The organism is uncultured Gilvimarinus sp., from assembly GCF_963972205.1.
In the GTDB taxonomy this organism is placed as follows: domain Bacteria; phylum Pseudomonadota; class Gammaproteobacteria; order Pseudomonadales; family Cellvibrionaceae; genus Gilvimarinus; species Gilvimarinus japonicus.
Window position 1 is genome coordinate 183584 of sequence record NZ_CAXAUC010000007.1, and the last position, 14695, is coordinate 198278.

The 14695-nt window shown below is 54.3% G+C and carries 14 protein-coding genes; 13 read left to right on the top strand and 1 reads right to left on the bottom strand.

The features are described 5' to 3' along the window. Positions 1-37 precede the first annotated feature (37 nt). From glyA to panD, 9 genes are all read left to right on the top strand, one after another. Positions 38-1300, top strand: coding sequence for a serine hydroxymethyltransferase (gene glyA / locus AACY82_RS12285; protein ID WP_339617118.1), 1263 nt, complete (start codon positions 38-40; stop codon positions 1298-1300). A 310-nt stretch (positions 1301-1610) separates the two neighbouring features. Next, positions 1611-2072: a 30S ribosomal protein S6 gene (rpsF, locus tag AACY82_RS12290; protein WP_339617119.1), complete on the top strand. Its 462-nt coding sequence runs from the start codon at positions 1611-1613 to the stop codon at positions 2070-2072. Between the two features lie 3 nt (positions 2073-2075). Further along, positions 2076-2303 carry a 30S ribosomal protein S18 gene (rpsR, locus tag AACY82_RS12295; protein ID WP_041522229.1) on the top strand — a complete coding sequence of 76 codons (228 nt, stop codon included), beginning with the start codon at positions 2076-2078 and terminating at the stop codon, positions 2301-2303. A gap of 11 nt (positions 2304-2314) precedes the next feature. Further along, positions 2315-3160 carry a hypothetical protein gene (locus AACY82_RS12300; protein ID WP_339617120.1) on the top strand — a complete coding sequence of 282 codons (846 nt, stop codon included), beginning with the start codon at positions 2315-2317 and terminating at the stop codon, positions 3158-3160. 37 nt (positions 3161-3197) lie between these two features. After that, entirely contained in the window at positions 3198-3644 is a 447-nt protein-coding gene (gene rplI / locus AACY82_RS12305; protein WP_339617121.1) for a 50S ribosomal protein L9, read from the top strand. A gap of 145 nt (positions 3645-3789) precedes the next feature. Beyond that, a complete protein-coding gene (gene dnaB, locus AACY82_RS12310) occupies positions 3790-5190 on the top strand; it encodes a replicative DNA helicase (protein WP_339617122.1) in 1401 nt (466 codons plus the stop codon). 957 nt (positions 5191-6147) lie between these two features. Then, the gene (locus tag AACY82_RS12315; protein WP_339617123.1) at positions 6148-6714 is read left to right on the top strand and encodes an MOSC domain-containing protein; all 567 of its coding nucleotides are present in this window, start codon (positions 6148-6150) and stop codon (positions 6712-6714) included. A gap of 130 nt (positions 6715-6844) precedes the next feature. Then, positions 6845-7696, top strand: coding sequence for a pantoate--beta-alanine ligase (gene panC / locus AACY82_RS12320; protein ID WP_339617124.1), 852 nt, complete (start codon positions 6845-6847; stop codon positions 7694-7696). A gap of 86 nt (positions 7697-7782) precedes the next feature. Continuing rightward, positions 7783-8163, top strand: a complete 381-nt coding sequence (gene panD / locus AACY82_RS12325) for an aspartate 1-decarboxylase (protein WP_339617125.1) — start codon at positions 7783-7785, stop codon at positions 8161-8163. A gap of 21 nt (positions 8164-8184) precedes the next feature. Here panD and AACY82_RS12330 read toward each other — a convergent pair whose 3' ends face one another. Then, on the bottom strand, positions 8185-10740 hold the full coding sequence (locus tag AACY82_RS12330) for a G8 domain-containing protein (RefSeq protein WP_339617126.1): 2556 nt from the start codon (positions 10738-10740) through the stop codon (positions 8185-8187). On the opposite strand from AACY82_RS12330, the gene AACY82_RS12335 reads away from it, so the two are divergent. The 4 genes from AACY82_RS12335 to AACY82_RS12350 all read left to right on the top strand — a co-directional run bounded on the left by AACY82_RS12335 (position 10703) and on the right by AACY82_RS12350 (position 14344). Beyond that, positions 10703-11290 (top strand): hypothetical protein, encoded by a 588-nt coding sequence (locus AACY82_RS12335; protein ID WP_339617127.1) that lies wholly within the window; start codon positions 10703-10705, stop codon positions 11288-11290. The genes AACY82_RS12330 and AACY82_RS12335 overlap by 38 nt on opposite strands. Positions 11291-11501: 211 nt before the next feature. Further along, on the top strand, positions 11502-13436 hold the full coding sequence (gene acs, locus AACY82_RS12340; protein ID WP_339617128.1) for an acetate--CoA ligase: 1935 nt from the start codon (positions 11502-11504) through the stop codon (positions 13434-13436). Positions 13437-13544: 108 nt separating this feature from the next. Beyond that, positions 13545-14117 carry a DNA endonuclease SmrA gene (gene smrA, locus AACY82_RS12345; protein WP_339617129.1) on the top strand — a complete coding sequence of 191 codons (573 nt, stop codon included), beginning with the start codon at positions 13545-13547 and terminating at the stop codon, positions 14115-14117. A 14-nt stretch (positions 14118-14131) separates the two neighbouring features. Further along, positions 14132-14344 (top strand): DUF1418 family protein, encoded by a 213-nt coding sequence (locus tag AACY82_RS12350; RefSeq protein ID WP_339617130.1) that lies wholly within the window; start codon positions 14132-14134, stop codon positions 14342-14344. Positions 14345-14695 lie beyond the last annotated feature (351 nt).

The window sequence follows — 14695 nt, forward strand, 5'->3', positions numbered from 1 at the left end:
CGTCTAAGGTGCGCTGCCGTTAGCGTAGGAAGTGTCCATGTTTGATAAAGACCAGACCATTGCAAGTTACGACCCCGAGATTTGGCAATCCATCGAAAACGAGAGCCGTCGTCAAGAAGAGCACATTGAGCTGATTGCCTCAGAGAACTACACCAGCCCCATGGTCATGGCCGCGCAGGGCACCAAACTGACCAACAAATACGCCGAAGGTTACCCAGGTAAGCGTTACTACGGCGGCTGTGAATACGTCGACCGCAGCGAGCAGCTGGCTATCGACCGCGCCTGTGAGTTGTTTGGCGCCGCTTACGCCAATGTTCAGCCACACTCGGGCTCGCAAGCCAACTCGGCGGTTTACGCCGCGCTTTGCACCCCCGGTGCCACGGTGTTGGGAATGAGTCTGGACGCCGGTGGTCACCTGACCCACGGTGCCAAGCCTAGCTTTTCGGGCAAAATGTACAACGCGGTGCAATACGGCCTGAATGTGGATACCGGCTTAATCGACTACGATCAGGTCGAAAGCCTGGCGCTGGAGCACAAACCTGAAATGATAATCGCCGGTTTCTCGGCGTACTCGCAGGTTATCGACTGGGCGCGCTTCCGTGAAATCGCCGATAAAGTAGGCGCTTACTTACTGGTAGATATGGCCCACGTGGCGGGCTTGGTAGCCGCTGGCGTGTACCCCAGCCCCATGCCGCACGCCCATGTGGTTACCTCGACTACCCACAAAACCTTGCGCGGTCCCCGCGGCGGCTTGATTTTGGCCGGCGACGACGAGGCGATTCAAAAGAAATTAAACTCGGCTGTTTTCCCCGGTGGCCAAGGTGGCCCGTTGATGCACGTGATTGCCGCTAAAGCGATTAGCTTTAAAGAAGCCATGAGCGATGATTACAAAACCTATCAGCAGCAAGTGGTGAAAAACGCTAAAGCGATGGCTAAAGTGTTTATCGAGCGCGGCTTAAATGTTGTCTCGGGCGGCACCGAGAACCACCTGATGCTGGTTAGCTTGATTGGTAAAGAGTACTCGGGTAAAGACGCCGACGCCGCTCTGGGCGAAGCGAACATTACCGTCAACAAAAACGCCGTGCCTAACGATCCGCGCTCACCATTTGTCACCAGTGGTCTGCGTGTCGGTACCCCGGCGATTACCACCCGCGGTTTTGGCGAGAGCGAAAGCACCGACTTAGCCCATTGGATGTGCGACGTGCTGGACGGTCTGGAGAAAGGCAATGCCGAGCCTGTGATTGCCGAGGTTAAGCAAAAAGTATTAGATGTTTGTGCCAAGTTTCCGGTTTATGGTTAATATGCGCTACGCGCGTCTGAGGTCGGAAGTCTGACGTCGGGTGCGGTATGACATTGAAAAGGGCAGCACATAGTGTTGCCCTTTTTTATTGTGCGTCAGACATCCGACGTCAGGCCTCAGAGTTAATCTGCCCAAAATTTAACCTTGCGTTCATCCCCCAAACTCCCTAGAATAGCGCGCCCTTGGGGTCCGTGCGTCTTGCGCTTGGGGCCTGAGTTAACGGTTTTTGGTCTGCTTGCAGAATACCCGAGAGCCACTCCTTGTCTCACCGGCGATAGGTCGGGAGGCTACAACCCGTAAGGAGCGATTAATGCGTCATTACGAAATTATCTTTATGGTTCACCCGGACCAGAGTGAACAGGTTCCGGGCATGATCGAGCGTTACACCGCGACGGTTACCAATGGTGGTGGTCAAGTTCACCGCTTGGAAGACTGGGGACGCCGTCAAATGGCTTACTCCATCAACAAAATCCACAAAGCGCACTACGTTTTGATGAACGTAGAGTGTAGCGAAGAAGCGCTCGAAGAGTTGAGCACTAACTTCCGCTACAACGACGCTGTTCTGCGTAACCTGGTTATCCGCGCTGATGAAGCGGTTACCGAAGAGTCACCGATTGCTAAGGCCGACAAAGAGAGCCGTGAGCGCAAGCCACGCGCACCGCGTCCAGAGCGTCGTGACGAGTCTGACGATAAGTCTTCTAGCGAGTCTAAAGATTCAGCCGAATCTAACGAATCTGCCGAAGCTCAGACTACCGAAAAAGAGGGGGAGTAACCAATGGCTCGATTTTTCCGCCGTCGTAAGTTCTGTCGTTTTACCGCTGAAGGCACCAAGCAGATCGATTACAAAGATCTGGAAACCTTGAAAGCCTACATCACTGAAACTGGCAAAATCGTACCTAGCCGTATCACAGGTACAAAAGCGAAATACCAGCGTCAGCTTGCTACTGCTGTTAAGCGCGCGCGTTATTTGGCTCTGCTGCCGTACACGGACAGCCACGAGTAAGAGACTGACTTGTGCGTGCGCTCGCTGAATTTATTATGCGCGGTCGCACTCAGGCTGCAATAGTTGCCCTGATAGGGCACTGGATCCCATTGCTGGGACCCGCCACTGTTGCACTCGTAACGCTCAGACGCGGAGCCGCCAATGGCGCGCTAATCCTACTCTGGGCGATATTACCAGCGATTGTTTTGCTGGTGATGCAGCAACAAAGTGCGCTGCTAGCGGTAACCGGTGTTGTCAGTGTTTGTGTGGCCGCGGCCATACTGCGCCGCTCGGCACTGTGGCAATACGCGTTAATGGCCCTTGTGGCCTGCAACACGCTAGGTGCATTACTGCTGGCGCTGCTAATGCCAGAGGCGGTTGCCAATATGCTGGTGCTGTGTACTGAGCTGTTTAATCAGCTTCAGGCGCAGTCTGATCAGCCGCTGGGTTTGCCAGAGCCCGACACAACCTTAGTGTTGGCGCTAATGGCCGCGATGACCACTTTAAGTGGCGCATTGGGGCTGATACTGGCCCGCTGGTGGCAATCGCTGCTGTATAACCCCGGTGGGTTTGCCGCAGAGTTTCGCGCTTTGCGCTTTGCGCCATTGCCGGCAACGGTATGCGCTTTGGCGGTAGCTTACTGCTACTGGCAAGGCGAGGGCACAGGCATGTGGGTGTTGGTTTTTGCCCAGCCTTTGCTGTTTGCCGGTATCGCTTTGATTCACGCTGTAATTGCAGCGCGAGGCATGGGCGTGCAGTGGTTGATAATGTTGTATATCGCAATGGTGGTGCTGCAGCCGTTAACAGCACTGTTAGTCATCGTCGCATTTTGCGACACGTGGTTGAATTTTCGCGGTCGGCTTAGGCCTAAGGCATAGCCACCGCGCAGGTAATTAAACGTAGAGGGTAAACGAGATGGAAGTTATTCTGCTCGAGAAAGTGGGTAAACTGGGTGCCATTGGCGATAAAGTCAGTGTTAAAGCCGGCTTCGGTCGCAACTTCCTGGTTCCACAAGGCAAGGCTATTCCTGCCACTGCATCAAATGTTGCTGAGTTTGAAGCGCGTCGCGCTGAGCTCGAAGCCGCTGCTGAAGAGAAAAAAGCACAAGCACAAGTTCGCGCTGATAAGCTGGCTGAACTGTCTGTCACCATCGAAGCTAACGCTGGCGATGAAGGCAAGCTGTTCGGTTCTATTGGTACTCGCGACATCGCCGAAGCGATCACCGCGGCTGGCGTCGAGGTTGTTAAGGCCGAAGTGCGTTTGCCAGAAGGTGCGATTCGTGAGTTGGGCGAGTACGACATTGACGTACAAGTTCACGCCGAAATCCTTCAGGCGGTAAAACTCGCGGTTATTGCTGAGTAATCGTTACCGTTAGGTAAGCGCTTACACACGCTGACAAAGCGATAAAATTCGGGCACTATCGACAACCTTAATCGGTTGTTGTGGTGCCCGTTTTTTTTGCCCACAAAATAACCTTTATCAACGGATACGTTTGGATCTCTGCTCTATGCCCAGCGACGCCACCGCCCACTACCGCGAACCCACCCAAGCTCAGGGGGCGCCCATATTGCCCACGTCGGTAGAGGCCGAACAGTCGGTGCTGGGTGGCTTGATGCTAGACAACAGCCGCTTGGACGCGGTGTTAGAAATTGCCTCGGAGGTCGATTTTTACCGTGAAGACCACCGGCTGATTTTAAAGATGATGGTGGCCCTGCAAGAAGACGAGCAACCGCTGGATGCGGTGACCTTGTCCGAGGCGCTGGAACGTCACGGCGAATTAGAGCGCGCCGGTGGCTTGGGCTATTTGGTCGAGCTGGCCGCCAACACCCCAAGTGCCGCTAACATCACCGCTTACGCCCGCATTGTGCGTGAGCGCTCCACCTTGCGCCAGCTGATTGTCGCCGCGCAAGAGATTAGCCAGTCGAGCTACAACCCCGCCGGGTTAGATTCCGACGACCTGCTGCAAATGGCCGAAAAGCGCGTCGCGCAGATTGCCGAAGACCGCCCCAAAGAGGGTGGCCTGCGAGAGGTCAACGGCTTGCTCAAAGAGTCGGTTGAACGTATCGACGAGCTGTTTCGCTCCGGCGATGACGTAACCGGGGTTACCACCGGGTTAACCGACTTAGACGGTAAAACCTCGGGCTGGCAGCCCGGCGAGTTGGTGATCTTGGCGGCGCGGCCATCGATGGGGAAAACCGCCCTGGCGCTAAACTTTGTCGAAGCGGCGATTTTTACTCAGCCCAAACCGGTACTGGTGTTCAGTATGGAGATGCCCTCGGCTGCGCTGGTGATGCGGATGATGTCGTCCATCGGGCGTATCGATCAGGGGCATATGCGCAACGGTAAACTCACCGAAGAAGATTGGCCCAAGCTCTCGACCGCTGTGAGCAAAATGAAAGATAAGCTGCTGTTTATCGACGACACGCCCGGCTTAACTCCGCAGGAGATGCGTGCTCGCACCCGCCGTGTTGCCCGCGAGCACGGCAACCCCGGTATGATTATGGTCGACTACCTGCAGCTGATGCAGGTGGCCGGTGCCAGCGAGGGACGTACCCAAGAGATCTCGGAAATCTCCCGGGCCCTAAAAGCCTTGGCTAAAGAATTTGATTGTCCGGTAATTGCGTTATCGCAGCTTAACCGGAGTGTCGAGCAGCGCCCCAACAAGCGCCCCATGAACTCCGACTTGCGTGAATCGGGCGCCATCGAGCAGGACGCCGACGTAATTTTGTTTATCTACCGCGACGAATATTACAACGAAGACAGTGCCGAGAAAGGCGTCTCCGAGCTTATTGTGGGCAAGCAACGTAACGGTGAGGTGGGCACCGTACGCGCCGCGTTTGTGGGTAAATACACTCGCTTTGATAATTTGGCGGCGGAGTATTTCTCGCAGCAGGATGATGGCTATTAACCTATTGTCACAAAAAATACGTCCGTGTATTTTTTGTGACGTCGCCGGTTAAATCCGGCTCAAAGGCGCGGCTTTGCTTGGATTGAAACGGCTCGCATTGGCGCTGCCAATGGCGCCCCTCCGTGGGCGCGATCGTGCATTTTACCTATATGTAGTAAGTCTGGCGCAGAGGTGTGATTCTGCTGGGTTTTTGCAGCTCGCACTGGCGCTGCCAATGGTACGCCTCCGTGTGTACGATCGCTGGGGTTGAGAGGGGTGGCTACTTGTTATGTAGCTTTAATGATGTGAAAGCCCAAATAGGCGGTGCCCGCCAAAAGTACAATATAGAATAGCCACTTCGCTAAAACCGAAAAGAATCTGCTGGATGTCCTGTATAGAAGCTTCTTGGCTTCGCGCTCCAGTATGCTCATCTGATCTGGAGACAAAGGTTCTTTCGCTTTATGAGAGCTTTTGGTGAGCAAAATCGTCGCATCTTCGTACTGCGTATTGAGCAAAACCCAGATGCCATTTTTTCCATATAATGGAAGCGCGCGTTCTGAAACTCAGAGTTATGTTTTGCCAATATCCCTTTTTCTGTAAGGAGGCTGACAAACTCAAATGGGCATCCGGGTATATCTCTATCATCTATAAATTTCATGCTTGATCGTTATTCTGTTGTAAAAGGTAGGTTGTCCCGCGAAGGGGTGGCCCCCGAGCGATTCTTTTGGCCTTGGTCGGCGTTGCTAGGCCAGTGAGTATAGTCCAAACATATTGCCCTCAGAGTTAGCGGTAATTGAAAGCTTAGATTTCTCGGTTTTACCATCTGATGACTCTACTTGAGGTTCCTCTACAGCGCAGTCCTCATGTAATCCCCCACTTTAAATAGCCTTGAATCATGGGGAGAATGACAGTTGTTGACGATCCGACGGCCAGCCCGCACAATTTTGTTCAGTACCCCTCCCACATCAGGTGACCATCATGCCCACCAGTACCGATAGCGCCACTGTCAGACCTCCCGCGTCAGGCGTTAGGCGCTCCTCACAGGCGCGTATTCTCGATCGACTTGCCACTAACATCAAACCAGGCCAGCTGGACTGGATCGGTTTGCGCACGGTGCGGCGTGGCGAGATCGCCGAGGTGGAGTCGGTGCAGGCGCTGGCCGAGCAGGGGCTTGAGGGCGACCATCGCTGCCGTAAAACCCGTGGTTCTGGCCGGCAGGTAACCATTATTAGCCGTGAGTTTATCGAGCAGATTTGTCGCCATATGGGGCGCGAGAGCATCGACCCGGCGTTGCTGCGGCGCAACTTGGTGGTGTCGGGTATGAACCTTAATTTGCTGCGCCATCAAATCTTGCAAATCGGCGAGGCGATTATTGTGCCCGGCGCTTTGTGTCACCCTTGCTTGCGGATGAACGAGAATCTGGGGGAGGGCGGCGTGGCGGCGATGTACGGCTATGGTGGTTTGTGCGCCAAGATTGTTCGCTCGGGTACGATTCAGGTGGGCGATGCGGTGACGCGCTTACCGCTTGATACCGAGGTTTTTTAGGACTGTTTGCACGGTCGCAATTGTGTCCAAAAAATGTACTTGTCTGTCGCGAGCGTGTATTATCCCGCCCCCGGCCTAAGTGCGCGTTGTAGCCGCCGCCGGGTAAACGGCGACTGAGGCTTCGTTTCCTATGCAGGTATTTCACCATATTCGCTCTTTGCGCGAGGCGCTGGCCGAGGCCCGCCGCGCTGGCAAGCGTATTGGCTTTGTGCCCACCATGGGCAATTTACACGACGCCCATCTGGCGCTGGTAAAGCAGGCGCAACAGACCTGCGATTGTGTGGTGGTGAGCATCTTTGTTAACCGTTTGCAGTTTGGTTTAAACGAAGATTGGGATCGCTATCCGCGCACCTTGGCGGTTGATTCTGCCAAGCTCGAAGGCATTAATTGCGATTTTTTGTTTTGCCCCGACGAAACCGAAATTTACCCCAACGGCATGGACGAGCAGACCCGGGTGATTGTGCCTGCCATGACCGATGTGCTGTGCGGTGCCAGCCGTCCCGGGCATTTTGAAGGGGTGACTACGGTGGTCACTAAGCTGTTTAATATTGTGCAGCCCGACGAAGCCGTGTTTGGCATTAAAGATTACCAGCAGCTGGCGGTGATTCGCCGTATGGTGGAGGATTTATGCATTCCGGTGCAAATCAGCGCTGGTGAGATCTACCGCGAGCCCGATGGCCTGGCGCTTAGCTCCCGCAATGGTTTTATTGCCGAGGCCGAGCGGCCCCGGGTTAGCCAGCTGTACCGCACGCTGAGCTGGGTGAGCGAGCAAATTAAAGCCGGCCAGCGGGACTTTATTGCACTGGCCGAGGCCGGTAAAATACAGATTACCGAGGCGGGCTTTAAGGTCGACTACCTTGAGATCTGCAACAGCCGCACGCTAAAGCCGGCGGCGCACGATGACACCGAAATTACCGTATTAGGCGCCATGTACACCGAAAGCGCCCGATTGATTGATAATCTGTCGCTAGAGCTTGTCTAAGCGATAGATTGAAGGCCGCGCCGAGCGATCGGCGGCTGTTAAATAGCAGCAATCAGGCAGCTCATTGATAGAAACAGGAGGGGCACATGCTCTCTACCATGCTCAAAGGCAAACTCCACATGGCCGCCGTCACTCAGGCAGAGCTGTGGTACGACGGCTCCTGCGCCATCGATGCTGATTTGGTTGAACTGGCCGGTTTGCGCGAGTTTGAACAAATTGATATTTACAACGTTAACAATGGTGAGCGCTTTACCACCTACGTGATTTTGGCCGAGCCCGGCTCGGGCACTATCTCGATGAACGGCGCCGCCGCGCGTAAAGTGCAGGTAGGTGACCGGGTGATTATTGGTGCGTATGCCCAGTACAACCAAGATGAACTTGAAGGTTACAAGCCCCGCCTGGTGTACTTAGATGAATCCAACCGTGTCGAGCGCACCACCAATACGATCCCGATGCAGTTGGTGTAATAAAGCGCTAGGTGGTGATGATCAGTTGACCGTCACCACCACCTCGGCACGACTAAAGTTTCCCTGCCCATCGCTCACAAAGTAATGAAACGTGTCGGTACCCCGAAAATCTATATTCGGAGTGTAGGTGATTTGCTTTGCGCCTTTTTTAACGCGGCCATTTACCGGATGGACTACTTCATTGATGCGTAGGCTGTCACCTTCAGGGTCTGAGTCGTTGCTAATAACCGCTATGCGTACCTGACGATTGACTGCCACGGAGGCCGTGTCATCACGCGCGGTCGGGGCTTGGTTGTCTAAATCGATACTGCCGATGTATTTAGCGTCGCGCCATGCAAAATATTGATTGCCCAGCATGCTGTCTACGTCGGGCCCCAAATAGGTCTTAAGGCCGCGCATGTGCACATCACCGGTGGCGCGGTCGCTGTAATATTCCTCAACCACAGTGTAAGCATCGCCCTCCGCGGTGCGGTAGTATCCTTTATCTTTAACGATGGCGATCATGTTTTTGCTGTCCGTGCCAAAGCTATCGCTGCCGCTTGGCAGTGGGGTTTCGCCGATACTGTCGGTTTTTGTACCGCTGTAGCTCACGCCGGTGCCTGCGGTGGTGGCCGGGTCCGTATACTCAAAATGGTCATTGTCATCGCCTTGCTCCAAATCAATGGCGAAGCGACCGGGCACCAAGTCGGCATCAGTAATGATCAAGTCGGTGTCATCGCGATTCAGATACTCCGCATCAACATTTGTCATCTGGGCGTCAATCACGACAAATTGGTCTTTACCCAAGTCCGCATCGTTAACTTGATCTTTTTCTAGGTCAATACCGGTGGCAAAGCCCTGAATTTTCGCGCCGCGTACCACCATATCGGTGGTGTTTCTACCAAACTCAATCCCCGTCTGCGGGCGGCGAAAAGGCTCTGAGGTGAGGCCGATAACATCAAAGTCACGCAGCAGATAGTGTGCGGTGTATTCAATCGATGCGCCGGTTTGTACCTCCCAGGCGGTAAAGTTACTCATAACGGTATTAATGTCGTGCCCTTGCTTGGGGTTGGCTTTAACGACAAACACGCCGGTCGTGCTGGCGTAGGCCTCATTGTTATGAAAGTGACGAATCGGGATGTCATCCGCACCTGAGTCGCGGGCAAGCCCTAGGGCCTGGGGCATCATAAAGCGAGCGGGCGGAATATTAATCATGGTGCCGCTGTGATCGCGATGAAAATAGGTAAAACCGCGATTCACACTGGCGGCAATATTACCCACTGAGCCCACTAACCGACCTTGAAACCAAAACCCATCGCCGCTTCTGGCAATGTCGTAGTTGTAAATATCGTTATTGTTTTTAGGGTTAAGGGCGCCGCTCACGCCCTCGGCTTTGATGGCTAAGTTGTTGGTCCACACGCCGGTTTCGTTGCCAGTTTCAGCCACAAAGCCGGCGCCAAAGGTATTAAAGCTGACGTTATCGTGCAGCACGGCGTGGCTGTCATGATGAACGTAGCCCCAACCCGGCGAGCCAAAAACTGCATTGCCTACACCGATGGCAGGGTGATCTTGGTTGCTGGTGCCAGCGCGGTGAAAGTGAAAGCTGTAGCGTCCGCGTACATTGCTGTTGGCGCGCGGGGTGCTAAGGTCGATGGCTTCTAGGTTAGTTTTGGATTTATCGGTGCGGCCCAGCTCAAAAAATTCTGCATAACGCACGTCGATATCGTCGTTGTGCATAAACATTACGTGGCCACGCTGGTGTGGCGGTAAACTCGCACCCCCTTCAGAGGCGATTCGAATATTACGACTAAAGTTTCCAACGCTGGCGGCCAAGTCTGAGCGTGGGCTTAGGTGGTTGTAGTTAAGCGGCGCGTTAAGGGTAATGTTGCTGCCGTTAATACGGGTGATGGTACGCACTTCGTCTTCAGTGCCGTAGTAGCGAGTCGCACGAATACTGTTGTCCCACTTCCAGCCCGAAAAATGGGTGCCACTAATGACCAAAGTGTCGCCGATTTGCCAGTTGCTTGGCCTGCTGGCCATGGTTAAAACCGAGTCGCTGGCGCGAGCTTCGCTATCAAGCTTGAGGTGAGAGGTTTTCGGTGCGCCATGTATGCTGGCCGTGCCGTGAATCACAACACCGCGGCTCAGTAGCATGGGGTCCCAATCCACATCGATATCGCCATTGTCAGCGATGATAATCTCGGCCATTACATCCCGTGCTACAGGGGTGTTTGAGGTGCCGATGGTTAGTGTGCCGCGTGGGTCGACCAGTAAGGTGTCCAGCGTCATACGGGTGTCGGTATTGGTGGCAAAATTTAGCTCGCCATCAACTCGCAGGGTATGCAGGCGCGCGGTATCTTGCAGCGCGTAGCTTACCTGCGTGTTATGGGGAATCACAACCCGTGCGCCATCACCCGGTACGGCTTTATTGTGCCAAATGCTGGCATCGCACCAGTCGCCGCTGGTAATCGCGGCATGCGTAGCATCCTCGTAGGCGACAAGGTTTAGCGCCGCTTGGTGCTCGGCCATTTTTGACGGCGTGTGATGATGGTTGGCGCTATTGTTAAAGCTTGGTAACGGTGCCTCTGGTTGTGCCACGACCCCTGGCGTTATATCACAAGCACTGTTGCCCGACGCCTGTGCGACAGGCGCTACACTAGAGCTCGATTTAACGGACGACCCTGCTCCAGTGTTTGGTGTACTCGATGAGCGGCTGGCAATCGGTGTACTTGTAACGCTACTGCTTGACGGGGCCGAGGGCTCACTCGCGCTCGGTGTTGATGACGATGCGATAACCGAGTTGCTTGAGCTGGCACTCGAGAGGGCTGGGGCGCTACTGCTAGATGTGTCGGCAATACTGGCGCTTGAGGAAGCCGGTACGCTACTACGAGAGCTGCTAGAGCTGTTACCAATGCTCGCAGTAGAGGAGCTGGCCTCTTGCGCCGTCGAGCTGTTGATGTTGGCCGCTGGGCTGGGAGTGTCGATACTCTCGCCATCAGATGAACCGCCGCAAGCACTAAGGGTCAGGGTGCATATTCCTGTAATCATTAATCGCCGCATTATGAGTCTCCGTCCGGCATATTTCCATTTGGTTGCGCTATCAATTGGGTTTGAAATTATTGGCGACGCAGTTAATCCCATATTTTAATGGTATGTTTTTAATTTCTGATGATGATAGCGCAAACAATTCTGGGCATCTGTGAACTTTCCCACACTATCTAGTCAAGCAATAAGAGGCGCACTTATTTTAAATGTGTGATTTTGCCATAAAGACAACGTTGTCTCTGGCGAAAGCGGCGGAGGGCTGTTAAGCTCTAGCGACAACAGAATAACAGTACTCACGCGCGGAGATTATGTGTATGACCGAGCAAGTTTACCCCGTACCGGCTGAGCTAAAACGCGACGCCCTGATCGATAAAGACCGTTATCAGGCGCTTTACCGGCAGTCGGTTGAAGATCCGGACACCTTCTGGGCCGAGCAGGCCGAGGAGTTTCTCACCTGGCAGCAAAAATGGCACACCGTCAGCAAAAGCGATTTAAACCGCGGCGAAGTGGCGTGGTTTTTGGGCGGCAAGCTTAACGTCAGCGTCAACTGCATTGATCGCCACTTGGCCAAGCGCGCCGAGCAAACCGCGATTATTTGGGAAGGCGACGACCCGGCGGACGACCAGCTGATCAGCTATCAGCAATTGCACACCGAAGTGTGCCGTTTGGCTAACGTGCTGCGCGAGCGCGGCGTTAAAAAAGGCGATCGGGTTTGTCTGTATATGCCCATGATCCCCGAGGCCTGCTACGCGATGCTCGCCTGTACCCGTATTGGTGCTGTGCACTCGGTGGTGTTTGGCGGCTTCTCGCCCGATGCCCTAAAAGACCGCATTAACGATGCCGATTGCCAAGTACTGATTACTGCCGATGAAGGTTTACGCGGCGGTAAAAAAGTCCCGCTTAAAGCCAATGCCGATAAAGCCTTGGCAAACTGCCCCAATGTGCACACCTGCTTGGTGGTTAAACGCACTGGCGGCGATATAGATTGGAATGGCAAACGCGATATCTGGTATCGCGACGCCGTAGAAGCCGCCCCCGAGCAGTGTGAGCCCGAGTGGATGGACGCCGAAGACCCGCTGTTTATTTTGTACACCTCCGGCTCAACCGGCCAGCCCAAAGGTGTGCTGCACACCACTGGCGGCTACTTGCTACAAGCGGCTATGACCCACAAATACGTGTTTGATTACCGCGAGGGCGAAGTCTACTGGTGCACCGCCGATGTCGGCTGGGTTACCGGTCACAGTTATATCGTTTATGGCCCCTTGGCCAACGGCGCCACCAGCTTAATGTTTGAAGGTGTGCCTACCTACCCAGATGCCTCGCGCTGCTGGCAAGTGGTCGATAAACACGGCGTTAACAGTTTTTACACCGCCCCTACTGCTGTGCGCGCACTAATGGGCGCGGGCGATGAGTTTGTCACCCGTACCTCGCGTAAATCCTTGCGTATTTTGGGCAGCGTGGGCGAGCCCATTAACCCCGAAGCGTGGGAGTGGTACTACCGTGTGGTGGGCGACGAGCGCAGCCCGATTATGGACACCTGGTGGCAAACCGAAACCGGCGCCCACATGATGACACCGCTACCGGGCGCTATCGACCTCAAGCCCGGCTCGTGTACCGTGCCGTTTTTTGGCGTGCAGCCGGTGCTGCTGGATGCTGAGGGTAACGAAGTCGAAGGCGCTGGCGAAGGCAGCTTGGCGATTAAAGCCAGCTGGCCCAGCCAGTTGCGCACCGTGTATGGCGACCACCAGCGTTGTATCGATACTTACTACTCCACCTACCCCGGTTACTACTTTACCGGTGACGGCGCCCGGCGCGATGTCGATGGTTACTACTGGATTACCGGCCGCGTGGATGACGTACTGAACGTATCGGGCCACCGCATGGGTACCGCCGAGGTCGAGAGTGCGTTGGTGCTGCACGAGCAAGTGGCCGAGGCCGCCGTGGTGGGTTACCCGCACGACATTAAGGGCCAAGGTATTTACGCCTACGTCACCTTAATGGAGGGCGCCGAGCCCAGCGACGAGCTTAAAAAAGCCTTGATACAGCAGTGCGTACAAGAGATTGGCGCCATTGCCAAGCCCGATATTATCCAGTGGGCGCCAGGGCTACCCAAAACCCGCTCGGGTAAAATCATGCGTCGTATTTTGCGCAAAATTGCCGCCAACGAGCTAGACAGCTTAGGTGATACCTCAACCCTCGCCGACCCCGGCGTCGTGGATGATTTGATCGGCAACCGCGTTAACCGTTAGCGCTCTTTAACGCCTTGCGGGTTTGTTTATAGCCTGCAAGGCGTTTTCCCCGCCCTCTGCAAACTGGCATAATGAGCGCTCTACGCGAACAACGATGTAACGGCCGCCATGAGTGACGACGAATTATTCCGCCAGCAAATGCAAGACGTACAGCGCTTGAAGGTTAGCCCCAAGGTTGCCTTAAAAAGCCAGCGCGCCACCGACGATACGCTAAAGCAACGGCGTGCCGCCGCCCAGGCCATTACCGAGCAAGACACCAATTTTTTAAGCGCCGATCATATTGACCCAGTAGGGCCGTTGGATGTTCTCGACTTTCGCCGCGACGGTGTGCAGCATGGGGTTTATAAGAATTTGCGGCTGGGTAAATACAATATTGATGCCCGCCTCGATTTGCATCGCATGACGGTCGAGCAAGCCCGCTCGGCGCTGTTTCAGTTTATTCGCGACTGCATGGAGCACGATATTCGCTGCGCGCTTATTACCCACGGCAAAGGCGAGGGCCGCGAGCAGCCGGCGCTGTTAAAAAGTTGCGTTGCCAATTGGCTGCCCTGCATCGACGAGGTGCTCGCGTTTCACTCCGCGCAAAAACACCACGGCGCTAGCGGCGCCACCTATATACTGCTTAAAAAAAGCGAGAAAAAACGCCAGGAAAACTGGGAAAAACATTCCAAACGTCAATGACAAGGACTCCACTCGTGAAATTACCGCTACATCTTTTAGTGTTAGACATGATCGGTTGCATCTTAATCGGGCTAGGCATGGCAATGCATATCGCCAATGTCGACTTGCTGCCCGAGCACTTGCGCTTTGAACAAGACGGCATCGTGTATATTTTAGTCGGCGCAGCCTGCATGATCCCGGCGGTGATTTTTATAATAAAAGGTCTTCGCAACCGGCATAAATTTTAACCGCTATGGAAGGGCTCGGTTGTCCTGGCCGTATATTTCTATACACTTTAGGCAGCAGTATCTGTTCTGGCCCGGCGATGAAGAGGGTCTTTATATAAGTCCAGAGAATTATTTACTGGATACTGGCGCAGGTGACGTGCATAGCTTTTTAATGTAGCGCCGGCGAGTGGGGGAATCAGCCAGTTGAACTTAACAATTTAAGGCAGCCTAGAGAATAGATCGGTTTGCGAATGTGAACGGGACTTGTAGTGTGCTAGAAAGTGCTTGTCTACTTTTATGGGGTCGCTCCATAATTCTCCGTCATCCGTCATCCGTCATCCGTCATCCGTCATCCGTCATCCGTCATCCGTC

Bases quoted from the DNA above. Each gene is read 5' to 3' on its own strand.
- glyA (WP_339617118.1), top strand. From the start codon at position 38: ATGTTTGATAAAGACCAGACCATTGCAAGTTACGACCCCGAGATTTGG.
- rpsF (WP_339617119.1), top strand. From the start codon at position 1,611: ATGCGTCATTACGAAATTATCTTTATGGTTCACCCGGACCAGAGTGAA.
- rpsR (WP_041522229.1), top strand. From the start codon at position 2,076: ATGGCTCGATTTTTCCGCCGTCGTAAGTTCTGTCGTTTTACCGCTGAA.
- rplI (WP_339617121.1), top strand. From the start codon at position 3,198: ATGGAAGTTATTCTGCTCGAGAAAGTGGGTAAACTGGGTGCCATTGGC.
- dnaB (WP_339617122.1), top strand. From the start codon at position 3,790: ATGCCCAGCGACGCCACCGCCCACTACCGCGAACCCACCCAAGCTCAG.
- AACY82_RS12315 (WP_339617123.1), top strand. From the start codon at position 6,148: ATGCCCACCAGTACCGATAGCGCCACTGTCAGACCTCCCGCGTCAGGC.
- panC (WP_339617124.1), top strand. From the start codon at position 6,845: ATGCAGGTATTTCACCATATTCGCTCTTTGCGCGAGGCGCTGGCCGAG.
- panD (WP_339617125.1), top strand. From the start codon at position 7,783: ATGCTCTCTACCATGCTCAAAGGCAAACTCCACATGGCCGCCGTCACT.
- acs (WP_339617128.1), top strand. From the start codon at position 11,502: ATGACCGAGCAAGTTTACCCCGTACCGGCTGAGCTAAAACGCGACGCC.
- smrA (WP_339617129.1), top strand. From the start codon at position 13,545: ATGAGTGACGACGAATTATTCCGCCAGCAAATGCAAGACGTACAGCGC.